This is a genomic window from Streptomyces sp. NPDC033845, from assembly GCF_055576225.1.
Map to the genome: position 1 here is coordinate 670,532 of NZ_JBVIRI010000001.1, position 25,288 is coordinate 695,819.

The 25,288-nt window shown below is 74.3% G+C and carries 21 protein-coding genes; 12 read left to right on the forward strand and 9 right to left on the reverse strand.

Features of this window, described 5'->3' with window-relative positions:
* The first annotated feature begins 124 nt into the window (after positions 1-124).
* Both ACZ50K_RS03130 and ACZ50K_RS03135 read left to right on the forward strand, forming a co-directional pair.
* Entirely contained in the window at positions 125-1,858 is a 1,734-nt protein-coding gene (locus ACZ50K_RS03130) for an ABC transporter ATP-binding protein (RefSeq protein WP_468896775.1), read from the forward strand.
* Positions 1,855-3,780: an ABC transporter ATP-binding protein gene (locus tag ACZ50K_RS03135; protein WP_468896777.1), complete on the forward strand. Its 1,926-nt coding sequence runs from the start codon at positions 1,855-1,857 to the stop codon at positions 3,778-3,780. The genes ACZ50K_RS03130 and ACZ50K_RS03135 overlap by 4 nt, the downstream gene beginning before the upstream one ends.
* Positions 3,781-3,892: 112 nt before the next feature.
* On the opposite strand, the gene ACZ50K_RS03140 is transcribed toward ACZ50K_RS03135, so the two are convergent.
* The 4 genes from ACZ50K_RS03140 to ACZ50K_RS03155 all read right to left on the reverse strand — a co-directional run bounded on the left by ACZ50K_RS03140 (position 3,893) and on the right by ACZ50K_RS03155 (position 9,003).
* Positions 3,893-4,984, reverse strand: a complete 1,092-nt coding sequence (locus tag ACZ50K_RS03140) for an RNA polymerase sigma factor (RefSeq protein WP_468897201.1) — start codon at positions 4,982-4,984, stop codon at positions 3,893-3,895.
* Between the two features lie 235 nt (positions 4,985-5,219).
* On the reverse strand, positions 5,220-7,301 hold the full coding sequence (locus ACZ50K_RS03145) for a molybdopterin oxidoreductase family protein (RefSeq protein WP_468896779.1): 2,082 nt from the start codon (positions 7,299-7,301) through the stop codon (positions 5,220-5,222).
* A gap of 67 nt (positions 7,302-7,368) precedes the next feature.
* Positions 7,369-8,145 carry a glucose 1-dehydrogenase gene (locus ACZ50K_RS03150; protein ID WP_468897203.1) on the reverse strand — a complete coding sequence of 259 codons (777 nt, stop codon included), beginning with the start codon at positions 8,143-8,145 and terminating at the stop codon, positions 7,369-7,371.
* Positions 8,146-8,220: 75 nt separating this feature from the next.
* Entirely contained in the window at positions 8,221-9,003 is a 783-nt protein-coding gene (locus ACZ50K_RS03155) for a SanA/YdcF family protein (RefSeq protein WP_468896781.1), read from the reverse strand.
* 364 nt (positions 9,004-9,367) lie between these two features.
* Between ACZ50K_RS03155 and ACZ50K_RS03160 the strand changes: the two genes are divergently transcribed.
* From ACZ50K_RS03160 to dnaG, 4 genes are all read left to right on the forward strand, one after another.
* Positions 9,368-10,099 carry a sirohydrochlorin chelatase gene (locus ACZ50K_RS03160; RefSeq protein ID WP_468896783.1) on the forward strand — a complete coding sequence of 244 codons (732 nt, stop codon included), beginning with the start codon at positions 9,368-9,370 and terminating at the stop codon, positions 10,097-10,099.
* Positions 10,100-10,135: 36 nt separating this feature from the next.
* Positions 10,136-11,440: a deoxyguanosinetriphosphate triphosphohydrolase gene (locus ACZ50K_RS03165; RefSeq protein ID WP_468896784.1), complete on the forward strand. Its 1,305-nt coding sequence runs from the start codon at positions 10,136-10,138 to the stop codon at positions 11,438-11,440.
* Between the two features lie 93 nt (positions 11,441-11,533).
* The gene (locus ACZ50K_RS03170) at positions 11,534-12,802 is read left to right on the forward strand and encodes an NAD(P)/FAD-dependent oxidoreductase (protein WP_468896786.1); all 1,269 of its coding nucleotides are present in this window, start codon (positions 11,534-11,536) and stop codon (positions 12,800-12,802) included.
* 60 nt (positions 12,803-12,862) lie between these two features.
* Entirely contained in the window at positions 12,863-14,776 is a 1,914-nt protein-coding gene (gene dnaG / locus ACZ50K_RS03175) for a DNA primase (protein ID WP_468896788.1), read from the forward strand.
* 8 nt (positions 14,777-14,784) lie between these two features.
* Here dnaG and ACZ50K_RS03180 read toward each other — a convergent pair whose 3' ends face one another.
* Both ACZ50K_RS03180 and cutA read right to left on the reverse strand, forming a co-directional pair.
* Positions 14,785-15,237 (reverse strand): gamma-glutamylcyclotransferase family protein, encoded by a 453-nt coding sequence (locus ACZ50K_RS03180; protein ID WP_468896790.1) that lies wholly within the window; start codon positions 15,235-15,237, stop codon positions 14,785-14,787.
* Positions 15,234-15,602 (reverse strand): divalent-cation tolerance protein CutA, encoded by a 369-nt coding sequence (gene cutA, locus ACZ50K_RS03185; protein WP_468896792.1) that lies wholly within the window; start codon positions 15,600-15,602, stop codon positions 15,234-15,236. Before cutA ends, ACZ50K_RS03180 begins: the two co-directional genes overlap by 4 nt.
* A 93-nt stretch (positions 15,603-15,695) precedes the next feature.
* Between cutA and ACZ50K_RS03190 the strand changes: the two genes are divergently transcribed.
* The 3 genes from ACZ50K_RS03190 to ACZ50K_RS03200 all read left to right on the forward strand — a co-directional run bounded on the left by ACZ50K_RS03190 (position 15,696) and on the right by ACZ50K_RS03200 (position 18,219).
* On the forward strand, positions 15,696-16,463 hold the full coding sequence (locus tag ACZ50K_RS03190; protein ID WP_468896794.1) for a hypothetical protein: 768 nt from the start codon (positions 15,696-15,698) through the stop codon (positions 16,461-16,463).
* Positions 16,460-17,833, forward strand: a complete 1,374-nt coding sequence (locus ACZ50K_RS03195) for an ATP-binding protein (RefSeq protein ID WP_468896796.1) — start codon at positions 16,460-16,462, stop codon at positions 17,831-17,833. The genes ACZ50K_RS03190 and ACZ50K_RS03195 overlap by 4 nt, the downstream gene beginning before the upstream one ends.
* A gap of 80 nt (positions 17,834-17,913) precedes the next feature.
* Positions 17,914-18,219: a hypothetical protein gene (locus ACZ50K_RS03200; RefSeq protein ID WP_468896797.1), complete on the forward strand. Its 306-nt coding sequence runs from the start codon at positions 17,914-17,916 to the stop codon at positions 18,217-18,219.
* 139 nt (positions 18,220-18,358) lie between these two features.
* Here ACZ50K_RS03200 and ACZ50K_RS03205 read toward each other — a convergent pair whose 3' ends face one another.
* The 3 genes from ACZ50K_RS03205 to ACZ50K_RS03215 form a co-directional block, all read right to left on the reverse strand.
* Positions 18,359-19,138 carry a sulfite exporter TauE/SafE family protein gene (locus tag ACZ50K_RS03205; protein WP_468896799.1) on the reverse strand — a complete coding sequence of 260 codons (780 nt, stop codon included), beginning with the start codon at positions 19,136-19,138 and terminating at the stop codon, positions 18,359-18,361.
* A gap of 37 nt (positions 19,139-19,175) precedes the next feature.
* The gene (locus ACZ50K_RS03210) at positions 19,176-19,514 is read right to left on the reverse strand and encodes a hypothetical protein (RefSeq protein WP_468896801.1); all 339 of its coding nucleotides are present in this window, start codon (positions 19,512-19,514) and stop codon (positions 19,176-19,178) included.
* A 65-nt stretch (positions 19,515-19,579) separates the two neighbouring features.
* On the reverse strand, positions 19,580-20,875 hold the full coding sequence (locus ACZ50K_RS03215; protein WP_468896803.1) for a ferredoxin reductase family protein: 1,296 nt from the start codon (positions 20,873-20,875) through the stop codon (positions 19,580-19,582).
* A gap of 168 nt (positions 20,876-21,043) precedes the next feature.
* On the opposite strand from ACZ50K_RS03215, the gene ACZ50K_RS03220 reads away from it, so the two are divergent.
* The 3 genes from ACZ50K_RS03220 to nirD are packed head-to-tail and all read left to right on the forward strand — an operon-like array spanning position 21,044 to position 25,262.
* The gene (locus tag ACZ50K_RS03220) at positions 21,044-22,378 is read left to right on the forward strand and encodes an NAD(P)/FAD-dependent oxidoreductase (RefSeq protein ID WP_468896805.1); all 1,335 of its coding nucleotides are present in this window, start codon (positions 21,044-21,046) and stop codon (positions 22,376-22,378) included.
* A gap of 2 nt (positions 22,379-22,380) precedes the next feature.
* The gene (gene nirB, locus ACZ50K_RS03225) at positions 22,381-24,927 is read left to right on the forward strand and encodes a nitrite reductase large subunit NirB (protein WP_468896807.1); all 2,547 of its coding nucleotides are present in this window, start codon (positions 22,381-22,383) and stop codon (positions 24,925-24,927) included.
* The gene (nirD, locus tag ACZ50K_RS03230; protein WP_468896809.1) at positions 24,924-25,262 is read left to right on the forward strand and encodes a nitrite reductase small subunit NirD; all 339 of its coding nucleotides are present in this window, start codon (positions 24,924-24,926) and stop codon (positions 25,260-25,262) included. Before nirB ends, nirD begins: the two co-directional genes overlap by 4 nt.
* The last annotated feature ends 26 nt before the right edge of the window (positions 25,263-25,288 follow it).

The following is a 25,288-nucleotide window of genomic DNA, read 5'->3' on the forward strand; positions in this document are numbered from 1 at the left end:
CGACCGAGGCCCTTCGCGGAGCCGGTCCTCCTTTTGGACCGGCTTTGCGAAAAACAGTGGGGATCGGGAGACCGGGTGGTCGAAGATGGGGTGACCCCCGATCTTGCCGACCCGGAGCCTGCGCGTGCTCATACGACTTCTGCGGACCCATCTCGGTCCGTACCGGAAACCCATCGGACTGCTGGTGCTGCTCCAGCTGTTCCAGACCAGTGCCAGCCTCTATCTGCCCACGCTGAACGCCGACATCATCGACAACGGTGTCGTCAACGGCGACACCGGCTACATCCTGGGCTTCGGCGCCCTGATGCTGGCGGTGTCGCTGGTGCAGCTGGTGTGCAACACCGGTGCCGTCTACTACGGGGCCCGGACCGCCGCGGCCCTCGGCCGGGACGTCCGCGCGGCCGTCTTCGACCGGGTGCAGAGCTTCTCCGCGCGGGAGCTCGGCCAGTTCGGCGCCCCGACGCTGATCACCCGCACCACCAATGACGTCCAGCAGGTCCAGATGCTGGTGCTGATGGCATTCACCCTGATGGTGTCGGCGCCGATCATGTGCGTGGGCGGCATCGTGATGGCCCTGTCCCTGGACGTGAAGCTGTCGAGCGTGCTGATCGCGGTGGTGCCGGTGCTCGGCGTCTCGGTCGGTGCGATCGTGATGCGGACCCGGCCGCTGTTCCGGCTGATGCAGCAGCGGCTGGACACCGTGAACCGGGTGCTGCGCGAGCAGATCACCGGCAACCGGGTGATCCGGGCCTTCGTCCGCGACGACTACGAGAAGGAGCGGTTCCGGAAGGCCAACGCGGAGCTCACCGACGTGTCGCTGGCGGCCGGCCGCTGGCTGGCGCTGATGTTCCCGGTGGTCATCGTGGTGGTGAACGTGTCCAGCGTGGCGGTGGTCTGGTTCGGTGCGATGCGCATCGACAGCGGCGGCATGGAGATCGGCCAGCTGACGGCGTTCCTGGCCTATCTGCTGCAGATCGTCATGTCCGTGATGATGGCCACCTTCATGTTCATGATGGTGCCGCGGGCCGAGGTGTGCGCCGAGCGGATCACCGAGGTGCTGGACACCTCCTCCAGCGTGGTCCCGCCCGCCGACCCGGTCCGTACGCTGTCCCGGCGCGGGCTGCTGGAGCTGCGCGGCGCCGACTTCCGCTATCCGGGGGCCGAGGCCCCGGTGCTCCGCGGGGTGGACCTGCTGGCCCGGCCCGGTGAGACCACCGCGGTGATCGGCTCCACCGGCAGCGGGAAGTCCACCCTGCTGGGTCTGGTGCCCCGGCTGTTCGACGCGACCGGCGGGGAGGTGCTGGTCGACGGGGAGGACGTCCGGCGGCTCGATCCGGAGCTGCTGGCGCGGACGGTGGGCATGGTCCCGCAGAAGCCGTACCTGTTCTCCGGGACGGTGGCCTCCAACCTGCGCTACGGCCGTCCGGACGCCACCGACGAGGAGCTGTGGCGGGCCCTGGAGGTCGCCCAGGCCAAGGAGTTCGTGGAGCGGCTGGAGGGCGGTCTGGAGGCCCCGGTCACCCAGGGCGGCACCAATGTGTCCGGCGGGCAGCGGCAGCGGCTGGCGATCGCCCGGACCCTGGTGCAGCGGCCGGAGATCTATCTGTTCGACGACTCCTTCTCGGCCCTGGACTACGCCACGGACGCGGCGCTGCGCTCGGCCCTGTCCCGGGAGACGGAGGACGCGACCGTGGTGATCGTCGCCCAGCGGGTGTCGACCATCCGGGACGCCGACCGGATCGTGGTCCTGGACGAGGGCCAGGTGGTCGGCGTCGGCCGGCACCACGAGCTGATGGCCGGCAACGAGACCTACCGGGAGATCGTGCTCTCCCAGCTGACGGAGGCGGAAGCGGCGTGAGCGGGCCCGGCGGACGGATGATGATGGGGTCCTCGGGCCAGGGGGCCCTCGACTTCAGGAACTCGGGGAAGCGGCTGCTGCGGCAGATCGGCAAGGACCGGGGCAGGCTCTGGGGCATGGTGCTGGCCGTGGTCGGCAGCGTGGCCCTGACGGTGATAGGCCCGAAGATCCTGGGACAGGCCACCGACCTGGTGTTCTCGGGGATCGTGGGCCGGGAGATGCCGGCCGGGCTGACCAAGGAACAGGCGCTGAACCGGCTGCGGGCCGACGGCCACGGCGGCATGGCCGACATGCTCAAGGGCACCGACTTCACCCCGGGCCGGGGCATCGACTTCGGTGCCGTGGGCACGGTGGCGGTCTGGGCCCTGGTGGTGTTCGTGCTGGCCGGTCTGCTGATGCTGGTGGCGACCCGGCTGACCAACCAGGTGACCAACGGCACCGTCTACCGGCTGCGCGAGGAGCTCCAGGCGAAGCTGTCGCGGCTGCCGCTGTCGTACTTCGACCAGCAGAAGCGCGGCGAGGTGCTGAGCCGGGCCACCAACGACATCGACAACATCGGGCAGACCCTCCAGCAGACGATGGGGCAGCTGCTGAACTCCCTGCTGACCATCGTGGGCGTGCTCGCGATGATGTTCTGGATCTCCCCGCTGCTGGCGCTGGTCGCGCTGGTGACGGTGCCGCTGTCCATCGTGATCGCGGCGAGGATCGGGAAGCGGTCGCAGCCGGAGTTCGTGGCGCAGTGGAAGAGCACCGGCGCCCTGAACGCCCATGTGGAGGAGATGTACTCGGGGCACACCCTGGTGAAGGTGTTCGGCCGGCAGCGGGAGTCCGCGGCGGTGTTCGCCGAGCAGAACGAGGCGCTGTACCGGGCGGGCTTCAAGGCCCAGTTCGTCAGCGGGATCATGCAGCCGGTGATGCTGTTCATATCGAACGTCAACTACGTGCTGGTGGCGGTGGTCGGCGGGCTGCGGGTGGCCTCCGGCACCCTGTCGATCGGTGATGTGCAGGCGTTCATCCAGTACTCGCGGCAGTTCTCGATGCCGCTGTCGCAGATGGCGTCGATGGCCAACCTGGTGCAGTCCGGGGTGGCTTCGGCGGAGCGGGTGTACGAGCTGCTGGACGCGCCCGAGCAGGAACCGGACGCGGAGGTCCCGGAGCGGCCGGAGTCGGTCCGCGGCCAGGTCACCCTGGACAAGGTGGCCTTCCGGTACGAGCCGGACCGGCCACTGATCGAGGACCTGACGCTGAAGGTGGAGCCGGGGCAGACGGTCGCGATCGTCGGCCCGACCGGGGCGGGCAAGACCACCCTGGTCAACCTGCTGATGCGGTTCTACGAGGTGACCGGCGGCCGGATCGCCCTGGACGGGGTGGACATCGCCCGGATGACCCGCGAGGAACTGCGCGGGGCGATCGGGATGGTGCTCCAGGACACCTGGCTGTTCGGCGGCACCATCGCGGAGAACATCGCCTACGGCGCCTCCCGCGAGGTGACCCGGGCGGAGATCGAGGCGGCGGCGCGGGCGGCGCACGCGGACCGGTTCGTCCGCACCCTGCCGGAGGGCTACGACACGGTGCTGGACGACGAGGGCGCCGGGGTCAGCGCGGGCGAGAAGCAGCTGATCACCATCGCCCGGGCGTTCCTGTCCGATCCGGTGATCCTGGTGCTGGACGAGGCGACGAGTTCGGTGGACACCCGGACCGAGGTGCTGATCCAGAAGGCGATGGCGCGGCTGTCGGCCGGCCGGACCTCGTTCGTGATCGCGCACCGGCTGTCCACGATCCGCGACGCGGACGTGATCCTGGTGATGGAGAACGGGTCGATCGTGGAGCAGGGCGGCCACGAGGAGCTGCTGACCTCGGGCGGGTCCTACTCCCGGCTGTACGCGGCGCAGTTCGCGCAGGCGGTCGCCGAGGTCGACTGAGCCGGGGGGCGGACCGGGATCGGGGCCGGGGCGGGTGGTCGCGTACGCGGCTCCCGGCCCGTTCCCGATCCCGTTCCCGATCCCGTTCCCGATCCCGTTCCCGTTCCCGGGGTCAGTCCAGGTAGCCGCGGAGCTGGTCGGCGAAGGCGTGGTCGCGGAGCTTGTTGAGGGTCTTGGACTCGATCTGCCGGATCCGCTCCCGGGTCACCCCGAAGATCCGCCCGATCTCCTCCAGGGTGCGGGGACGGCCGTCGGCGAGTCCGTAGCGCAGCTGGACCACCTTGCGTTCGCGTTCGCCGAGGGTGGAGAGGACCGCTTCCAGGTGTTCACGGAGCAGGAAGAAGGCCGCGGACTCCACCGGTGAGGCGGCGTCGCCGTCCTCGATGAGGTCGCCGAGGGCGACATCGTCCTCCTCGCCGACCGGGGCGTGCAGGGACACCGGTTCCTGGGCGAGCCGGAGCACCTCGCTGACCCGCTCGGGGGTCAGTTCCAGCTGGTGGGCGACCTCTTCGGCGGTGGGCTCGTAGCCGCGCTCCTGGAGCATGCGGCGCTGGACCCGGATGACCCGGTTGATCAGCTCCACCACGTGGACCGGCACCCGGATGGTGCGGGCCTGGTCGGCGAGCGCCCGGGACATGGCCTGGCGTATCCACCAGGTGGCATAGGTGGAGAACTTGTAGCCGCGGGCGTAGTCGAACTTCTCGACCGCCCGGATCAGTCCGAGGTTGCCCTCCTGGACCAGGTCGAGCATGGTCAGGCCGCGGCCGACGTAGCGTTTGGCGACGGACACCACGAGCCGCAGGTTGGCCTCGATCAGCCGGCGTTTGGCCATCCGGCCCATGACCACCAGCCGGTCGAGGTCCACGGCCAGCTGGGAGTCGAGGTCGGGGGTGCTGCCGAGCTTCTCCTCGGCGAACAGTCCGGCCTCCACCCGCCGGGCCAGGTCCACTTCCTCCGCCGCGGTGAGCAGCGGGATCCTGCCTATCTCGCGCAGGTACTGCCGGAACAGGTCGGCGGACGGCCCCCCGCCCGCGCTCTCCGTCCGCCGGCGCTGCGCGGGCAGCCGTTCGGCCGGATCCGAGGACTCGGGCTCGTCTCCCACGGCCTCCGCCTCCGCCTCGTCCTCGACGGCTTCTGCGGGTTCCGGGTGCGCTGCGGTTTCGGTCAGGGTCTGGGTCTGGGCCTGCACGGGGGCGACCTCCAGGGCTCCGAGGACTCAAGCACCGCGACTCAGTGTGGGGCACGGCGCGCCGCCGCCACGAGGGGCGTGCGGGCACTTTCTGAGTCCGGTGCGTGACCGCATGGTTACCCCCCGACCGGAACTCCGACGCATACCGCACACATGTCCGACGGGATCCGGAAGGGGCGGACCCGCCGGGCCCGGGCCGGTCCGCCCCGGTCCGCTCCGGTCCGGTCCGGTCCGGTCCACCCCGGGCCGGCTAGGCGGGTTCGACGCGGACGGCGCAGGACTTGAACTCGGGCATCTTGGAGACCGGGTCCAGGGCCGGGTTGGTGAGGGAGTTGGCGCGGCCCTCCCCCGGCCAGTGGAAAGGCATGAAGACCGTGTCGGGGCGGATGGCGTCGGTGATCCGGGCAGGGGCCACCGCGCGACCCCGGCGGGAGGTGACGGCCAGCGGAAGGCCCTCGGTGGCGCCGATCCGCTCGGCGAGCCGGGGGTGGAGTTCCACGAAGGGGCCGGGGGCCGCGGAGTTGAGGTCCGCGACCCGGCGGGTCTGGGCCCCGGACTGGTACTGGGCCAGGACCCTGCCGGTGGTCAGCAGCAACGGGTAGTCGGCGTCGGTGACCTCGGCCGCCTCGCGGTGGGCGACGGGGACGAACCGGGCCCGGCCGTCCTCGGTGGCGAACCGGTCCAGGAAGAGCCGCGGGGTGCCGGGGGCCGGGGTGCCGTCCGGGCAGGGCCAGAAGACGCCCTGGTGTTCCTCGATGGCGCGGTAGGAGATGCCGGAGTAGTCGGCGGGGCCGCCGGCCGAGGCGCGGCGGAGCTCCTCGAAGACCTCCTCGGGGTCCTCGGGGAAGGCCTTGTCCGCCGCCCCGGGCGGGCCGAGCCGGGCGGCGAGGCCGTGCAGCACCCGGAGGTCGCCGCGGACCCCGGGGGGCGGGTCGAGGGCCCGGCGGCGGAGCAGCACCCGGCCTTCGAGGTTGGTGGTGGTGCCGGTCTCCTCGGCCCACTGGGTGACCGGGAGGACCACGTCGGCGAGGGCGGCGGTCTCGGAGAGCACCACGTCGGCGACGGCCAGGAAGTCCAGGGAGCGGATGCGGTCCTCGACCCGGGAGGCGTGCGGGGCGGAGACGACCGGGTTGGAGCCCATCAGCAGCAGGGCGCGGACGTCCTGTCCGAGGGCGTCGAGGAGTTCGTAGGCGCTGCGGCCGGGGCCGGGCAGGGAGTCGGGGTCGACTCCCCAGACGGCGGCCACATGGGCGCGGGCGGCCGGATCGGTGAGTTTGCGGTAGCCGGGGAGTTGGTCGGCCTTCTGGCCGTGCTCCCGGCCGCCCTGGCCGTTGCCCTGGCCGGTGAGGCAGCCGTAGCCGGAGCGGGGGCGGCCGGCCCGGCCGGTGGCCAGGCAGAGGTTGATCCAGGCGGAGACGGTGTCGGTGCCCTTGGACTGCTGCTCGGGGCCCCGGGCGGTGAGCACCATGCCGGTGTCGGGGGCGCAGAACAGGGCGACGGCCTCGCGGAGCCGGGGCACCGGGATCCCGGTGATCCGTTCCACCTGTTCGGGCCAGTGGGCCATGGCGGCGGCCCGGGCCTGGGGCCAGCCGGTGGTGCGGGCGGCGATGAACTCCTCGTCGGTGCGGCCCTCGGCGACCACCAGGTGGAGCAGGCCGAGGGCGAGGGCCAGATCGGTGCCGGGGCGGGGGGCGAGGTGCAGGTCGGCCTGTTCGGCGGTGCGGGTGCGGCGCGGGTCGACGACGATCAGGGTGCCGCCGTTCTCCCTCAGTTCGGTGAAGTAGCGGAGTGCGGGCGGCATCGTGTCGGCCGGGTTGGAGCCGACGAGGATCACACAGCCGGTGCGGGGGATGTCGGCGAGCGGGAAGGGCAGCCCGCGGTCCAGGCCGAAGGCCCGCTGGTGGGCGGCGGCGGCCGAGGACATGCAGAAGCGGCCGTTGTAGTCGATCTGCGAGGTGCCGAGCACGGTCCGGGCGAACTTGCCCAGGGCGTAGGCCTTCTCGTTGGTGAGCCCGCCGCCGCCGAACACCCCGACGGCGTCCGGGCCGTGGGCCCGCCGGGTCCGGGCGAGGCCCTCGGCGACGGTGTCGAGGGCCTCCTCCCAGCCGGCCGGCTCCAGCCGCCCCGTCCTGCGGCGGACCAGCGGTTCGGTGAGCCGCAGCCCGGGGGCGAGCAGCGCGGGGGCGGTGCGCCCCTTGCCGCACAGGGCTCCCCGGTTGACCGGGAAGTCCTCGCGCTCCACCACCTCGACCGCCTGGTCCCCGGCGGCGGCTCGGAGGTTCATCCCGCACTGGAGCGCGCAGTACGGGCAGTGGGTCGCGGTGGTGTGCATGGGTCCAGGCTGCGTCCCGGGTGTTACGCCGGTCCGCGTCCCGCGTTAAGGGCGGGGGTGCTCCGCCTCAGCGCGGGGCGTCCTGGCCGGTGAGGTGGCGGACGGTGAGGCCGGCGGTCCAGCCGCCGTCCACGGCCAGTTCGGAGCCGGTCATGTAGCCGGCGGCGTCGGAGAGCAGGAAGGCCACGGCGGCGGCGATCTCCTCGGGGACGCCGACCCGGCCCATCGGGGCTCCCGGGTAGTTGCCCTCGCCGGTCTGGATGCCGACCGGGGCGGTCATCGGGGTGAGGGTCATGCCGGGGTGCACCGAGTTCACCCGGATCCGGTCCTCGGCGAGCTCCACCGCGCCGATCTTCGACAGGCCGCGGACCCCCCACTTGGAGGCGCCGTACCCGGCGGTGAGGGCGAGGCCGGTGAGTCCGGCCGCCGAGGAGATGTTGACGATGGATCCGCCGCCGGAGGCCCGGAGCAGCGGGACGGCGGTCTTGATGCCGATGAACACCCCCAGCAGGTTGATCTCCAGGCAGCGGCGGAAGTGCTCGACGCTCTCGTGTTCCAGGAACTGGCCGGTGGCTATGCCCGCGTTGTTGACCAGGCCGTCGAGCCGGCCGAACTCGGCGACCGCGTGGTCCAGCGCGGCCTGCCAGTCGGCCTCGCTGGTGACGTCGTGCTTCAGGAAGCGGGCGGAGTCGCCGAGCTTGGCGGCGGTGGCCGCGCCCTCCTCCTCCAGCACGTCGGTGATGAGCACCTTGCCGCCGCCGTCCACCACGGCCTGCGCGGCCGCCGCCCCCAGCCCTCGGGCGCCACCGGTGATGACGACGACCTTGCCGGTCAGATCCACCACAGCCACGGGAATCCACCTCTACCGTTCGAGACGACCACACGACAGAAAGTCATATGACTATTCGGAATAGTCCTGTCAGTCTGCCAGAGTGCCCAGGGCCCGCGACACCCCCTGCTCCTTCGGTCCGAGGAAGGTCGGATCGGGGGTGAACACCGCGTCCAGCGCGGCCTTGCCCGCGGCGAGCACCTCCCGGGCCCCGCCGTAGTACCAGGTCGCGTCGTGCACATCGGAGACCCCGACGCCGTACGAGTCGATACCGGCCGCCTGGCAGAGGGCGACCGCCCGGCGTATGTGGAAGCCCTGACTGATCAGCACGGCCCGGTCCACCCCGAAGATCTCCTTGGCCCGGACGCAGGAGTCCCAGCTGTCGAAGCCCGCGTAGTCGCTGACGATGCGGGCGTCCGGCACCCCCTGGGAGCGGAGGTAGGCCCGCATGGCGTCGGGCTCGTCATACTCCTCGCGGCTGTTGTCCCCGGTGACCAGGACCACCTTGACCCGGCCGGTCCGGTAGAGCTCGGCGGCCGCGTCCAGCCGGCGGGCCAGATACGGGGTGGGGCGCTCGCCCAGCAGGCCCGCCCCGAACACCACCGCCACATCGGTGGCGGGCACGTCGGCCGTGGTGTGCAGCCGGTCCTCGGCCACCGCGTGGGTCCAGGCCGAGGGCAGCAGCATCAGCACGCAGCCCAGCACCACCGCCTGGACCGCCCGCCGCCGCCCGGCGACCGTCCTGAGCCATCCCGTCCCGCGCCGCCCGGTCCCGCGCCACCCGGTCCCCCGCCGCCCGATCCTGGGCCATCCGGTCCCGCGCCACCCGGTCCCGGGCCGTTCCTTCCCCCGCCCGCTCGTGCCCAGCCCCATGCCCGTCCCCCGTGTCCCGCGCCATCGCCATCGTCATCGCCATCACCTTCGGCCTGCATAGATCCCGACGAGCGGGACCCGCACCCCAGTTCCCCCACCACCCCCTTTCACCCGTACGAATGACCGAGTGAGGTTCCGGCAAAGACCCGTCACCCCGGCGCAACGGCCCGGCAACCTGCACCCGCCAGGATCGGTCCATGACAGAGCCGGTGCACCCTCCGCTGTCCGCCCTCCCCGCCCTCCCCTCCCTCCCCTCCCTCCCCTTCGGCAGTGCGGCCGAGCTGCTGGGCCGGATCACCGCCCAGCTCGGCACCCAGCTCAGCGGCCTGCGCCCGCCCGGAGCCCGGCACCACGGAGACCCCGCATGCCCACCCTCGTCGCCGTCGCCCACGGCAGCCGTGACCCGCGCGCCCTCGACAGCACCCTCGCCCTGCTCGACCGGGTCCGCGAACTCCGCCCCCGCCTCGACGTCCGGCTCGGCCACCTCGGGCTGACCTCCCCGCTGCTCGACGACACCCTGCGGGAACTCCACGGCGAGGCCGTGCTGGTGCCGCTGCTCTTCTCCCCCGGCCACCACGTCCGGCACGACCTCCCGCTGGCCGCCGGCCGCGCCCCCGGACCGCGCCCCGCCCTCGCCCGCCCGCTCGGCCCGCACCCGCTGCTGGTGGAGGCCCTGCGGGACCGGCTGCTGGAGGCCGGCTGGACCCCCGGCACCGCCGTGGTGCTCGCCGCCGCCGGGTCCCTGGACCCCGGTTCGGCCCGCGGCACCGCCCGTACGGCCGCCCTGCTCGCCGAACGCCTCGGCGGGGTGCCGGTGCTGCCCGGCTACGCCTCCGCCGCCGCCCCCACCGTGCGCGAGGCCGTCCGCTCCCTCACCGCCCGCGGCCACCGGGTCGCCGTCGCCTCCTGCTTCGCCGCCCCCGGCCTCTTCGCCGCCCGGGCCGCCGCCGCGGCCGGATCCGGGCCGGCCGCCGCACCGCTCGGCGACCACCCGGCCCTGGCCCGGCTGCTGCTGCACCGCTTCGACCGGGCCCGGCACACCGCCCCCGGCGGCCCCGCCACGGCCCCCACCGGGCGGGAACTCGCCACCGCCTGATCCCGGTTTGTCGTTCCTTCCGGTTAACGTCGAGGCATGGAAGGCACCCTGCACGACCCGTACGACCCGTCCGCCACCGAACGCTGGGCCGCCGAGCCCGACAAACGACCCGGCCGGACCGCCTTCCAACGCGACCGGGCCCGAGTGCTGCACTCCGGCGCGCTGCGCCGGCTGGCCGGGAAGACCCAGGTGGTCACCCCCGGCACCCGCTCCTACGACTGGGACGCCAGCCCCCGCACCCGGCTCACCCACTCCCTGGAATGCGCCCAGGTGGGCCGCGAACTGGGCTGGGCGCTGGGCTGCGACCCCGATCTGGTGGAGGCCGCCTGCCTCTCCCACGACATGGGCCACCCGCCCTTCGGGCACAACGGCGAGGAGGTGCTCAACGAGTTCGCCGCGGACTGCGGCGGCTTCGAGGGCAACGCCCAGTCGCTGCGCCTGCTGACCCGGCTGGAGCCCAAGCGGTTCGTCCCCGACCCGCGCACCGGCGAACCGGTCAGCGTGGGCCTCAACCTCACCCGGGCCTGCCTGGACGCCGCCACCAAGTACCCCTGGCCGCGCGGCGGCCACCCCACCGATCCCGGTTCGGTGAAGTTCGGGGCGTACGAGGACGACCTGCCGGTGTTCGCATGGCTGCGGGCCGGCGCGCCCGCGGACCGCAAGTGCTTCGAGGCCCAGGTGATGGACTGGGCCGACGACGTGGCCTACTCCGTGCACGACTTCGAGGACGGTCTGCACGCCGGCCACCTGGATCCCAACCTGCTGTTCGCCGAGCCGGAGCGGGAGGCCATCTGGCGGGTGGCCATCGGCCGCTACGTCCCGGCCGACACCGATCCCGAGCAGCTGCGCGAGGCCCTGGACCGGCTGATGGAACAGGAGTGGTGGCCGCACGGATACGACGGCTCGGCCGTCGCCCAGGCCCGCCTCAAGGACGCCACCAGCCAGCTCATCGGCCGGTTCTGCCTGGCCGCCGAGTCCGCCACCCGGGAGGCCCACGGCCCCGGCCGGCTCACCCGGTACGCGGCGGAGCTGGTGGTACCCCGGGAGACCCGCGAGGAATGCGCCGTACTCAAGGCGGTCGCCGATCTGTACGTGATGCAGCGCGCCGCACAGGAGCGGGTCCGGGCCGACCAGCGCATCGTCCTGGCCGAACTGGCGGAGGCGCTGTACGCCCGCGCGCCCGAGGGGCTGGACCCCCAGTTCCGGGCCCTGTTCGACGACGCGCCCGACGACCGGGCCAGGAAACGCGCGGTCATCGACCAGATCGCCTCCCTCACCGACGCCTCCGCCCGCTCCCTGCACACCCGTCTCACCCGCCGCGGGCGGCGCGCCGCGGGGTGAGCCGATCGGGCCATTCCCCCTTCACGCGACAGGATCCGTGCGGGACGCTCGCTGGGGCCCGCATGTGACACAGAGGTTATGAGGAGGCATCAGGTGGTCGACGCACACCGGACGTTCGTCATCGTCGGCGGAGGTCTCGCCGGGGCAAAGGCGGCGGAAACACTCAGGGCGGAGGGGTTCACCGGCCGGGTGATCCTGATCGGTGACGAGCGCGACCACCCGTACGAACGCCCTCCGCTGTCCAAGGGCTATCTGCTGGGCAAGGAGGAACGGGACAGCGTCTTCGTGCACGAGCCCGGCTGGTACGCCCGCGAGGACGTGGAGCTGCACCTGGGGCAGCCGGCCGTCCACCTGGACCGGGAGGCCCGGAAGGTGGTGCTGGGCGACGGCACCGCCCTGCACTACGACAAGCTGCTGCTGGCCACCGGCGCCGAACCGCACCGGCTGGACATCCCCGGCACCGACCTGGCCGGGGTGCACCACCTGCGCCGGCTGGCGCACGCCGAGCGGCTGCGCGGGGTGCTGTCCTCGCTGGGCCGGGACAACGGCCACCTGCTGATCGCGGGCGCCGGCTGGATCGGCCTGGAGGTCGCGGCCGCCGCCCGCGGGTACGGGGTGGAGGTGACCGTGGTCGAACCGGAGGCCGGCCCGCTGCACTCGGTCCTCGGCCCGGAGATCGGCGCGGTCTTCCGGGACCTGCACGCCGAGCACGGGGTCCGCTTCCACTTCGGCGCCCGGCTGACCGAGATCACCGGCCAGGACGGCATGGTCTTCGCCGCCCGCACCGACGACGGCGAGGAGCACCCGGCGCACGCGGTGCTCGCCGCGATCGGCGCCGCCCCGCGCACCGCGCTCGCCGAGACCTCCGGCCTGGCCCTGGTCGACCGGGCGCACGGCGGCGGCATCGCGGTGGACGCCTCGCTGCGCACCTCCGACCCGGACGTCTTCGCGGCCGGCGACGTGGCGGCCGCCCACCACCCGCTGCTCGGCACCCGGCTGCGGGTGGAGCACTGGGCGAACGCCCTGAACGGCGGCCCGGCCGCGGCCCGCGCGATGCTCGGCCAGGAGGTGTCCTACGACCGGGTGCCGTACTTCTTCTCCGACCAGTACGACGTGGGCCTGGAGTACTCGGGGTACGCCCCGCCCGGCGCCTACGACCAGATCGTGCTCCGCGGGGACGCCGCCCGCCGGGAGTTCATCGCCTTCTGGCTGTCCGAGGGCCGGGTGCTCGCCGGGATGAACGTGAACGTGTGGGACGTCACCGAGGACATCCAGCGGCTGATCCGCTCGGGGGCCGCGGTGGACCCGCACGCCCTCGCGGACGCCGGTACCTCCCTGTCCTCGCTGGTCCCGGCCGGGTAGCGGGCGGCGGGCGGAGGGCCTCGGGGCGGGAATGTCCTGACCCGGCCGTAGAATTCACGCGTGGCCGGCAGGATCAACGACGACGACGTGAAGGCGGTACGGGACGCGGTCCCGATCGACGCCGTCGTTTCCGAGTACCTCCAGCTCCGCAACGCGGGTGGCGGCAACCTCAAGGGCCTCTGCCCCTTCCACGACGAGAAGTCCCCGTCCTTCCAGGTCAGCCCCGGCAAGGGGCTCTACCACTGCTTCGGCTGCCAGGCGGGCGGGGACACCCTCGACTTCATCATGAAGATCGACCACCTCTCCTTCTCGGAGGCGGTGGAGCGGCTGGCCGGCCAGGCCGGCATCACCCTCCGGTACGAGGAGGGCGGCTACACCGCGGGCACCAGCGGCCGCGGCGAGCGGATCCGGCTGGTCGAGGCGCACAAGGCGGCCGCCCAGTTCTACGTGGAGCAGCTGGAGTCCCCCGAGGCGGAGATCGGCCGCAAGTTCCTGGCCGAGCGCGGCTTCGACCAGGCCGCGGCCGCCCACTTCAGCGTGGGCTACAGCCCGGCCGGCTGGGACCACCTGACCCGGTTCCTGCGCGGCCGGGGCTTCACCGACAAGGAGCTGATCACCTCCGGGCTCGCCCAGGACAGCCGCAGCGGCAAGCCCATCGACCGGTTCCGCGGCCGGCTGATGTGGCCCATCCGCGACATCAGCGGCGAGGTGGTCGGCTTCGGCGCCCGCAAGCTCCGCGAGGACGACAACGGCCCGAAGTACCTGAACACCCCCGAGACGGCGATCTACAAGAAGTCCCAGGTGCTGTACGGCATCGACCTGGCCAAGAAGGAGATCGCGAAGACCTCCCGGGCGGTGGTGGTCGAGGGCTACACCGATGTCATGGCCTGCCATCTGGCCGGGGTGACCACCGCCATCGCCACCTGCGGCACCGCCTTCGGCGGGGACCACATCAAGATCCTCCGCCGGCTGCTGATGGACAACGCCACCGCCGAGGTGATCTTCACCTTCGACGGGGACGCGGCCGGCCAGAAGGCCGCGCTGCGGGCCTTCGAGGACGACCAGAAGTTCGCCGCCGAGACCTCCATCGCGATCACCCCCGGCGGCATGGACCCCTGCGAGCTGCGGCTCGCGCAGGGGGACGCGGCGGTGGCCGGGCTGGTGGACTCGCGCACCCCGCTGTTCGAGTTCGCGCTGCGGCACATCGTGGCCCGGCACAACCTGGACAACCCGGCCGGGCGGGCGGCCGCGCTGGACGAGGCCGCCCCGGTGGTCGCCCACATCAAGAACATCGCCATCCAGCACGAGTCCGCGGTGCAGCTCGCCGGGATGCTGGGGGTCCGCGACGAGCAGTTCGTGGTCAAGCGGGTCGCCCAGCTGGCCCGCTGGGCGCGCGAGCGCGGCGGCGCGGTCGCCCCGCCCGGCCGCGGCGACCGGCAGCAGCGCGGACCCGCGTACGAGCAGGGGCCGCCGGCCCCCGCCGCCCCGGCGGGCCCGGCGCTGAACCTGCGCAGCCCGGCGCACCGCACCGAGCGGGAGCTCCTGAAGCTGGCCCTGCAGCGGCCGGAGCTGGTCTCCCCCGCCTTCGACGCCTACGGGGCGGACGAGTTCACCGCCCCGCCGTACGCGGCGGTCCGGCAGGCCGTCCTCGACGCGGGCGGCACCACCCAGGCCGGGGAGGGCTATCTCGCCCGGGTGCGGGAGGCGGCCCCCGACGACACCGTGCGGGCGATGGTCACCGAGCTGGCGGTGGAGGCGGTCCTCAGCAAGACGGTGGACGAGGTCTATGCCGGGGAGCAGCTGGTGGCGGTCCGGCTGCGGGCCGTGGAACGCCGGGTCAACGAGCTCAACAGCTCGATCGCCCGGCTGAACCCGCACACCCAGGCGGAGCAGCACCAGGCCGTCAACCAGGAGCTGTGGGTGCTCCGGCAGTACGGGCTGCGGCTGCGCGCCCAGGGCGCGGCCGGGCTGTAGCGGCCTTCCTAGCGGGGGCGGAGCCAGTCGCCGCCGGGGATCACCGTGCCGGTCTCGGCCAGCCGGCGGGCCACGTCCGGGGCCGCCAGGTAGACCCAGGCGCGGACCGGGGTGCCGTCCGGGCGCCGGGCCTCCCGGGACATCCGGTCGTAGACGTTCCGGGGGCGGCCGGGGCCGTGGTACTCCTCCAGCCGGTCCAGCTCGGCCAGCAGCTCCCGGTAGGTGCCGGGGGCGGCGGTGAGCAGCTCGCCGGTGATCCAGCCGCCGGGGTGGTGGACGGCGTACGGGTAGCCGGGGCCGGCGTAGAGCCGGGCGTCCGGCAGCCGGGCCGGCTCCTCGGCGGCGGTGCGGCCGCGCAGGAACAGGGTGTGGTTGTACTCCCCGGGGCGGAGGGTCCCGTAGACGAAGAAGGGCAGTTCCGGCTCCGGGTGCACGGCCCGCCCAGGGTCCGGACCGGTCACGGGGTGCCCTCCGGGCCGGTCTCGGCGACGATCCAGGCCGCGTAGCCGGGGGCGGCGCGGAGCACCGGGGTGGCGACGATCTCCGGGGTCTCGTAGGGGTGGGCGGCCGTCAGCACGGCTTCCAGGGCCGGGTACCCGGACTCCGTGGTCTTGAACAGCACCTGCCATTCCCGGACGGTCTCGACCGTGCCCCGCCACCGGTACACCGAGGTGACCGGGCCGGAGATCTGCGCGCAGGCGGCGGTCCGGGTCTCCACCGCTTCCCGGGCGAGCGCCTCGGCGGCGGCGGCCGAGTCCACGGTGGTCAGCACGGTGACGAGCGCCACCGCCGGAGCGGCCGGTACTGGCCGATCGACCGATGTCACGGGGTCCTCCCTGGGATTAGAACGGTAGGGAGATTCTCCCCCGGCACTCCCGCCGGCCCCACCCCTTCCCCCGGACCGGACCGTTCCGCCCCCATGCCCATGCCCCTGCCCCGCCGTGCCGCCGCCGCCCCCGCGCTCGTCGTCCTCGTCGTCCTCGCCGTCGGCGCCTTCCTGCTGGGCGGCTGCGCCGCGCCCGGCGGGCTGGCGGAGGGCGAGCCGGTGCCCACGGTGTCCGCCCAGCCCCGCCCGGAACCGCTGTGGGCGGCCTGGACGGACCCCTCGCCGGAGGCTCCCGGCGCGGACGTGTCCACCCGGCAGCCGGCCCCCGGGCCGCTCCGGGCGGACCTCGCGGTGCCGGCGGAGGGCCTGCCGGCGATGGATCCGCTGAAGATCCTGTGCGCGGACAACGCGATGCGGATGGTCGCCGGGAAGGGCTGGATCGACGGCCCCGGGAAGGCCGGGATCCGGCCGGTGGTCTACCAGGACGTGACGGGGGACGGCCGGCCCGAGCTGATCGCCGCCGCCGATCTGCCGAGCGGGCGGTCCGCGCTGGCCGTGTACACGGCGGTGCGCGGACGGGTGGTGCCGGTGCTGTTCACCCTGGGCCGCCGGATGGCGGTGGAGTCGCTGGGCCGCGACCTGCTGGTGCGGACGGCCGCGAACACCGGTGCCGAACAGGCCGTCCGCTACCGCTGGGACGGCCGCCGGATGGCCGTGGTCAGCGATGAGATGCGCTACAGCAAGGACCTGCCCGGGGCGGCACCGGCGGCCGGCCGGGACCGGGCGGCGGCCCGGGCCGACGAGGAGCTCCCGCTGCCCTCGCCCTCCTCCTCGCTCGCCGAGGGGCGGGCGGGCCGGTGACCGGGACGGTCCCGCCGCTGCGGGCCCTGCTGCGGTCGCTGGGGCTGCGCTGGAAGATCGCGGTGCTGCTGGCGGTCGGCTGCTCCCTGGTGGCCGTCACCATCGGTGTGCTGATCCACGAGGTGCGGGCCCGGCAGGTCGCCGACGGGGCCCGGGCCGGCGCGGTCGCCCAGCTGATGCGGGTCCGGCAGGTGTACGAGCTGACCGGTCAGCTGGACGCGGCGAAGGTCGGCGAGACGGACGCCGGGATCGACTGCCCGGGGCTGCCGCCCGAGCTGCGGGAGGCGGCGCTGTCCGGCCGCCGGACCACCTTCCTGGACATGGACGGGTCCGACCCGGTGGTGTGGGCGGCCCGGCCGATCGGCGGGGAGCACGTGCTGTCCGTACGGCAGTCGCTGCGGGAGGAGCGGGACGAGCTGGTGGAGACGGACCGGCAGCTGATGGCTTCCGGGGCCGCGGTGGTGGCCCTGTCCGCGGTCGGCGGGGCGCTGCTGGCCAGCCGGCTGAGCAAGGACCTGCGGACGGCGGCGGAGACCGCGCGGCGGATCAGCGCGGGCGATCTGGACGCGCGGATCGGGCCCTCGGGGGTGCCGGGGACCCGGAACGAGGTCGCCGATCTGGCCTCCGCCGTGGACACGATGGCGGCGAGCCTGCAGCGGCGGCTGGAGGCCGAGCAGCGGTTCACCGCCGATGTGGCGCACGAGCTGCGGACCCCGCTGACGGGTCTGCACACGGCGGCCGAGCTGCTGCCGCCGGGCCGCCCGACGGAGCTGGTGCGGGACCGGGTGGCGGCCCTGCGGACGCTGACCGAGGACCTTCTGGAGGTGGCCCGGCTGGATGCCGACCGGGAGGAGCCGGCGCTGTCGGCTCATCCGCTGCGGCCGCTGGTGGAGTCGATCGTGCGCCGGTCCGATCCGTCGGTGACGGTGACGGAGACCCGGACGGAGAGGGGGCCGGTGCCGGTGCCGGTCTCCGGTGAGGAGTCCGGGGAGGTGTACGTGCGGACGGACGCGCGGCGGCTGGAGCGGATCCTGGCCAATCTGATCGTCAACGCCCGGCGGCACGGCGGTGGGACGGTGTCGGTGTCGGTGTCCGGTCGGACCGTCGCCGTCCGGGACCGGGGGCCGGGCTATCCGGAGAGGCTGCTGCGGGACGGGCCCCAGCGGTTCCTGACCGGGGCGGTGGAGCGGGGCCAGGGCACCGGGCTGGGGCTGACCATCGCGCTGGGCCAGGCGGCGGTGATCGGCGCGTCCGTGGAGCTGTCGAACCCGCCGTCCGGCGGTGCCCTGGCGCTGGTGGTGCTGCCTCCGACGGCGGAGCCGCTCACCCGGACGGACGGGGCCGCCACCGCACCCCCTTCCCGGGGCTGACCTGGGCGGACTTGCGGGATCGGGGGCTGCCGCCGGGAATGTGACGGGGCATCAGCAGGCGGACGGGGTGGCGGCGGGGTGTGATCGACCCACGAGCCCGCCGCCACCGGAGCGAGGAACCCATGCGCCGCCGCACCGCCCACCCGCACCCCGCCGCCACACCGGCCGCCGACGCGTTCGCCGGGCCGGTCGCGGGCGCGGTCGGGGTCGGGGTCCCGGCGGCCGGGCCGCGCACCCGTACCGGCGGCCGCTCGACCGGAGCGGGCGGTGGTGCGGACACCTCCGCCGGCCCGGCCACGATCACGGCGGGAGCGGCAGTGCTGGCCGCGACCGCCGTCGGCGGTACCAGGATCCTGCGTCGCCGGGCGAGCGGCACGCAGGACTGACGGGCGCCCGCCGCGGCCCCGGCCGCGGAACCGTCCGGTACCGCCCCCGTCGCCCGCCCCGCGAGGTCCCCCCGTTCGCGGGGCCGGGCGACGGCCACCGATCCGTCGGCGCCGTCCGCCGTCCGGTCGGCCGGCCCCCTCAGCCCCACTGCTCCATGCCGAGCTTCAGCACCAGCGCGCAGACCACGGTCAGCAGCACCGCGCGGACGAATCCGCTGCCCTTCTTCAGGGCCAGCCGGGCCCCGGCGGTGCCGCCCAGCAGGTTGAAGACGGCCATCAGCGCGGCCAGCCGCCACATCACCGCGCCGTGGAGGGAGAAGACCAGCAGGGCGCCGCCGTTGGTGCCGACGTTCACGATCTTGGCGGTGGCGGAGGCGGTCAGCAGGTCGAGCCGGAGCAGTCCGGTGAGGGCGAGGACCAGGAAGGTGCCGGTGCCCGGGCCGATCAGGCCGTCGTAGAAGCCGATGCCGACCCCGGCGAGGAGGATCGCGGCGACGATCCGCTGCCGGGTGACCGGGCCGCCGGCGGGAGCCGCGCCGAACGAGGGCCGGAAGATCACGAAGGCGGCGACCAGCAGCAGCACCACCATGATCACCGGGGTCATGGTCTCCTTGCGGAAGGCCCCGGCCAGCAGCGCGCCGCCGGCCGCTCCCGCCATCGCGGCCAGCCCGATCCGGGCGGCCACCCCCACGTCCACCGGGGCCTTGCGCGCATAGGTCACGGCCGCCCCGGTGGTGCCGACGATGGCCACCGCCTTGTTGGTGCCCAGGGCGTGGGTCAGCGGGACCTCGGCGGGCAGGCCCAGCAGCAGGGCGGGCAGGAGCAGCAGGCCGCCGCCGCCGACCACGGCGTCGATCCAGCCGGCGGCGGCCGCGGCGAGGCACAGCACGATGATCATCGTCAGGGATATGTCGGGCACGGGGAAGACCCTAGGGAACGGATGGGTGCATGATCCATCAATCCCGGGATTCCTGCGCAAGGCTTGAGCTTCCGGCCGGCACCCGGTCCGGCGCGGCCGGTGCCGCCGGATCGACCAGCGAGGTCAGCGCACTGGCCGCGAGCACGCTGGCCAGCCCCAGCCCGGCGGCCAGCCGGCGTGCCGGGGGTACGGAGGCCAGCGCGGCGGCGACCGCGGTCCGGGCCGTCCGGGCCGAGCCCGCCGCACGGGCCAGCGCGGCCTCCCGGGCGGACGGCCTGCGGTGCCGGGACGGCCGCCCGGCCGCGGCGACCACGGGGGCGTACACCGGGGCGGGGCCCGCGAGGGAGACGTGCAGGGGGTGGCGCGGGTCGGGCATGGATCGGGGGCCTCTCGGGTTCGGACGCGCCGGACGGCTCAGACGGGTCAGACGGGTCAGACGGGTCAGACGCTGAAGCATTCGGAGTGGACACGGGCGGCCGGCACCCCGGCCCGCAGCAGCGCGGACCGGGTGGCCCCGGCCATCCCGGGCGGCCCGCACAGATAGACGTCGTGCTCGGCCAGGTCCGGGAGCAGGGCGCGCAGCGCCTGCGGGGCCAGCGGATCGTAGGCGCCGTCCGAGGGGCCCAGCAGATAGTGCAGTCCGGCCTGCCGGCCTGCCGCGATCTCCTCCAGTTCGGACCGCAGCACCAGGTGCTCCTCGGCGCCCGCCCGGTAGAGCAGGGTGAGGTCGCCGGGGCCGCCCGGCAGGGTCTCGAACAGGGCGCGCAGCGGGGTGATGCCGACCCCGCCCGCGATGAGGAGCACCTTGGGGCGGGTCCGGCGGGCGGCGGTGAGCGCCCCGAACGGGCCGGTGGCGATCACCCGGGTGCCGGGCCGGAGCCGGCGGATCCGCCGGGAGTGGCCGCCGAGGGCCTTCACGGTGATCCGCAGGGTGTCGCCGCGGACCGGCGCGGACAGCGAGAACGGCAGGGCGGTGTGCCAGAGCCGCCGGTGCAGGAACCGCCAGCGCAGGAACTGTCCCGGCTCGGCGCGCAGTTCCGCGAGGTGGGCGCCGTATACGAGGACGGACACCACCCCGGGCCCCTCGTCGCGGACCGCCGCCACCCGCAGTCCGTGCCGCAGGGCCTGCCGGACCGGGACAACCGCCCGGTACCAGAGCAGCAGCACGGCGACCGCCGTGTGGGCGAGGGCCCAGAACCAGCCGAGGGCGGCCAGGTCGGGCCCGGCGAGCTGGTGCGCGAACCCGAGGGCGGCGGCCGCGTAGACGGTGAGGTGGATGCCGCGCCAGGTCTCGTGGGAGACCCGGCGGCGCACGGCGCGCACCGAGCTGAGGCCGACGGCGGCCAGCAGCGCGGTCCCGGCCGCGGCGGCGGCCAGCGCCGGATAGCCGAGGAGCCCGCGGGCGGCGGTGAGCACGTCGACCCGCTCGTGCACGGCGTATCCGAGGAGGGCGAACAGGCCGTGCCCGAAGCAGAGCAGCAGGACGTACCGGCCGGCGGCGGCGTGCCAGCGGGCCAGCCGGTCGGCGCCCACCCCGTGCTCCACGGCGGGCACCCGGGCCATCAGGAAGAGCAGGACCAGCACCCCGTACCCGGCGAGGAGGCCGGTGAGGTGGGCGGCGGTGGCGAACAGCGCGTCGAGCCGGGCGGAGGGCCGCACCTGGACCGCCCACAGCAGGGCCACGGCCCCCGCACCCCCGAGGATCCCGCCCCTGACCAGCCCCACCGCATCGCGCATACCGGGCACGCTAGGCGGCCCCGCACCCGCTCCGAGCCCTACCGGAAGATCCTTAAGCCCGGCTTGAGGAAGGCCTCACCGGCCCTTAACCCGGGCGGGGAGACCGGCGTTCCGTCCGGGTAACCACGGCGATGCGGCGGGGAAACAGCGGGGGCGCAGGCTCCTGCCATGACCTCCCGACAGCGGGTGCTGGTGATCGGCGGCGGCCTCGCCGGCCTCCGTCTCGCCCAGCGCCTCACCACCGGCCCCGACCCGGCCCCCGTGACCGTGCTCGGCGAGGAACGCCACCACCCCTACAACCGGGTGCTGCTCGCCGAGGTCCTCGCCGGCCGCTACCCGCCCGAGGTCATCGACCTCCCGGCGGCCGGACCGGAGCTGCGCCGGGGGGTGCGGGCGGTCCGGATCGACCGGGCCGAGCGGCGGGTGCACTGCGACGACGGCTCGGTCGAGCCCTACGGCACGCTGGTGCTGGCCACCGGCTCCAACCCGGTGCTGCCGCCGCTGCGCGGGCTGTTCGAGCCGGCCGGCCGGGACCTGCCGGACGGGGTGCACCCGTTCCGCACCATGGACGACTGCCTGGCGCTGGCCGGGGCGGTCCGGCCCGGGCTGCGCGCCGTGGTGGTCGGCGGCGGGCTGCTCGGCGTCTCGGCGGCCCGGGCGCTGGCCGCCCGGGGCGTCCGGGTGGTGCTGACCCAGCAGGGCGAGCGGCTGATGGAACGCCAGTTGGACGTGGAGGCCTCCGCCCTGCTGCACTCCCATCTGGTCGGCCTCGGGGTCGAGGTCCACACCGACTGCCGGGTCCGCGGGGTCGGCTGCGCCCCGGCCGGCGGGGGGCGGCGGCGGGTCACCGGGGTGGAGCTCGCCGACGGCTACCGGCTGGACACCGAACTGGTGGTGCTCGCCTGCGGGGTGCGGCCGCGGACCGGGCTGGCGCGGGCCGCCGGGCTGGCGGTGGGCACCGGGGTGCTGGTCGACGACGAGCTGCGCACCAGCGACCCCCGCGTCCATGCCGTCGGCGACTGCGCCGAGCACGCCGGACGGGTCTACGGGCTGGCCGGGCCGGCCCTGGAGCAGGCGGAGGTGCTGGCCACCCTGCTGAGCGAACCGGCACCGGACCCCGATCCAGCCACAGCCGCCGATGCCTACGCCGACCCGGCTCTCGCGCTCGCGCCCGTGCCCGCTCTCGCGCCCGCCGTGACCGTCAACCCCCCGCGCCGCTACACCGGCACCAGGGCCCTCACCCGCCTCACCCTGCCCACCGGCCTCGACCTCGCCGCCTTCGGCGAACCCACCGCACGCCCCGGGGACGACGTGGTGCGACTCACCGACGCCACCCGCCGGACCTACCGCAAGGTCGTCGTCCGCGGCGACCGGCTGGTCGGCGGGGTGCTCCTCGGCGAGCTCTCCGCCGTGGGCACCCTGGCCCGCGCCTGGGCCGGCGACGAACCCCTGAAGGCCGCGCACCCGCTGATCCACCTGCTCACCGACGACGGAGGCTCCTGACCATGACCGACCACCGGCCCCCCAAGCCCTCGATCGTGCTCATCGGGCACGGCATGGTCGGCCAGCGCTACCTCGAAGCGCTCGCCGAACACGGGACCACCGCCACGCACCGGATCACCGTGCTGTGCGAGGAGCCCCGCCCCGCCTACGACCGCGTCCACCTCAGCTCCTACTTCACCGGCAGCACCCCCGAGGACCTCTCCCTCACCCCCGCGGACTTCATGGCCGGACACGGCATCGAACTCCACCTCGACGACCCGGCCACCGCCGTCGACCGGGCGGCCCGCACGGTCACCGCCCGCTCCGGCCGGGTCTTCCCGTACGACGTGCTGGTGCTGGCCACCGGCTCCTACCCGTTCGTCCCGCCGGTGCCCGGCCGGGACGCGCCCGGCTGCTTCGTCTACCGCACCGTCGAGGACCTCCTCGCCATCGAGGAGTACGCCGGGGAGCGGACCCTCGGCGCCGTGGTCGGCGGCGGACTCCTCGGCCTGGAGGCGGCCGGCGCGCTCCAGGGACTGGGCCTGACCACCCGGATCGTGGAGTTCGCGCCCCGGCTGATGCCCGCCCAGGTGGACGAGGGCGGCGGCGCGGCCCTGCTGCGCACCATCGGGTCCATGGGGCTGACCGTGCACACCGGGGTGGGCACCCAGGAGGTGCTCACCGGGCAGGACGGGGCGGTCAGCGGGATGCTGCTGTCCGACGGAACGGCCGTGGACACCGAGCTCGTGGTGTTCTCGGCCGGGGTCCGGCCCCGCGACCAGCTGGCCCGGGACTGCGGACTGGCCGTCGGGGAGCGCGGCGGGATCACCGTGGACTCCCGCTGCCGCACCTCCGACCCGCGGGTGTACGCCATCGGCGAGTGCGCGCTGGCCGCGGACGGCCGGGTCTACGGCCTGGTCGCCCCCGGCTACGAGATGGCCGAGACCGCGGCGGCGGATCTGGCCGACGGACCGGACGGGCCGGGCGGGCGGGAGTTCACCGGCGCCGACCTGTCCACCAAGCTGAAGCTGCTCGGGGTGGACGTGGCCTCCTTCGGCGACGCGCACGGCACCACCCCGGACAGCCTGGACGTGGTCTACTCCGACTCCCGCTCGGGGGTGTACAAGAAGCTGGTGGTGGCCCCCGACGGAGTGCTCCTCGGCGGGGTGCTGGTCGGCGAGGCCGACTCGTACGGCCTGCTGCGGCCGCTGACCGGCACGGTGCCGCCGGTCTCCCCCGAGCGGCTGGTGCTGCCGGCCGGGGCGGGGGCGCCGGCCGCGTTCGGTCCGGCGGCGCTGCCCGACGAGGCGGTGGTCTGCTCCTGCCACAACGTGACCAAGAAGGCGATCGCCGCCTGCGACACCCTCGCCGAGGTGAAGAAGTGCACCCGGGCCGGCACCGGCTGCGGCTCCTGCGTCAAGGTGATCGAACGGCTGCTGCCCGAGAAGACCGACCAGGGGCTGTGCGGCTGCTTCGCCCACACCCGGGCCGAGCTCTACGAGATCGTCCGCACCCGCCGGCTGACCTCCTTCGCCCCGCTCCTCGACGGCCACGGCCGGGAGGGCGCGCGCGGCGGCGAGGGCTGCGAGGTCTGCAAGCCGGCCGTCGGCTCGATCATCGCCTCGCTGGCCCCCGCCATCGGCGCCAGCGGCTATGTCCTGGCCGGCGAGCAGGCCGCCCTCCAGGACACCAACGACCACTTCCTCGCCAACCTCCAGCGCAACGGCTCCTATTCGGTGGTGCCCCGGATCCCCGGCGGTGAGATCACCCCGGAGAAGCTGATCGTGATCGGCGAGGTGGCCCGGGACTTCGGGCTCTACACGAAGATCACCGGCGGTCAGCGGATCGACCTGTTCGGGGCCGCCGTCGACCAGCTCCCCCGGATCTGGGCCCGGCTGGTCGAGGCCGGGTTCGAGTCCGGGCACGCCTACGGCAAGGCCCTGCGGACCGTGAAGTCCTGCGTGGGGCAGACCTGGTGCCGCTACGGGGTGCAGGACAGCGTCCGGATGGCCATCGACCTGGAGCTCCGCTACCGGGGCCTGCGCGCCCCGCACAAGCTGAAGTCGGCGGTGTCCGGCTGCGCCCGCGAGTGCGCCGAGGCGCAGAGCAAGGACTTCGGGGTGATCGCCACGGCCGGCGGCTGGAACCTCTACGTGGGCGGCAACGGCGGGGCCTCCCCGCGCCACGCCGACCTGCTCGCCCAGGACCTCTCCGACGCCGAACTGGTCCGGCTGATCGACCGGTTCCTGATGTTCTACATCCGCACCGCGGACCGGCTGGAGCGGACCTCCACCTGGCTGGAGCGGATGGAGGGCGGCCTGGAGCACCTGCGGGAGGTGGTCGTCCGGGACTCGCTGGGGCTGTGCGCGGAGCTGGAGGCCCTGATGGCCGAGCACGTGGCGCACTACCGGGACGAATGGGCCGAGACCCTGGACGATCCGGAGCGGCTGCGCAGGTTCGTGTCCTTCGTCAACGCGCCCGGCGCCCCCGATCCCACCGTCCGGTTCGTGCCCGAACGCGACCAGGTCAAGCCCGATCTCACCGTCCTCACCCTGGGAGCCACCCGATGACCGTGGAACTGCGCTCGGACGAGGGCTGGCTGACCGTCTGCGAGCTGGCCGCCCTGATCCCGGGCCGGGGGGTGGCGGCGCTGCTGCCCGACGGGACACAGGCCGCGGTGTTCCTGGACCGGTCCGGCCGGCCGTACGCGATCGCCAACCGGGATCCGTTCACCGGGGCACAGGTGCTCTCCCGGGGGCTGCTGGGGACCTCGGCGGGCCGCCCCTTCGTGGCGTCCCCGCTGCTCAAGCAGCGGTTCGACCTGGAGTCGGGGCGCTGTCTGGACGACGCGGAGGTGGCGGTCCGGACGTATCCGGTACGGACCGCCGCGACCTCCGGGCGCTGATCGGGTACTGAGCGGGCCCGGGCAGG